Below are 270 nucleotides of genomic sequence, written 5' to 3'. Positions count from 1 at the left end.
CATTTGCGGCTGCGCTTCAAGTCCGGCGACGGGTCCATCGTCAACGGTATCGCATTCCGCTCCATCGGACAGAAGCTCGGCAGCGCCTTGACGCAAAATCGCGGTCAGCAATTGCACGTGGCGGGCTCTCTTGCAGTCGACCGTTGGCAAGGCACCGAACGTGTGCAATTCCGTGTCCTCGACGTCGCGGCGCCGGATCAGGGCCCGACGGTGATCCGATAAGAAACGTTTGGAGAGGACATGGCAGGACAGGTTGAAGGCAAGGTCGCG

Annotated in this window: 1 protein-coding gene; it reads left to right on the top strand. The window is 61.1% G+C overall.

What is annotated here, in order from left to right; all coding sequences use genetic code 11:
• A partial coding sequence (locus RVY79_RS19770; RefSeq protein ID WP_317466269.1) for a hypothetical protein occupies positions 1 to 222 on the top strand: 222 nt, incomplete at its 5' end.
• Between the last annotated feature and the right edge of the window lie 48 nt (positions 223 to 270).

Origin of the sequence: Chromohalobacter sp. HP20-39 (genome assembly GCF_033052815.1) — a bacterium.
GTDB lineage: Bacteria > Pseudomonadota > Gammaproteobacteria > Pseudomonadales > Halomonadaceae > Chromohalobacter.
The sequence above is the reverse complement of the archived record's forward strand: the minus strand, read 5'-3'. Positions and strand labels throughout refer to the sequence as shown.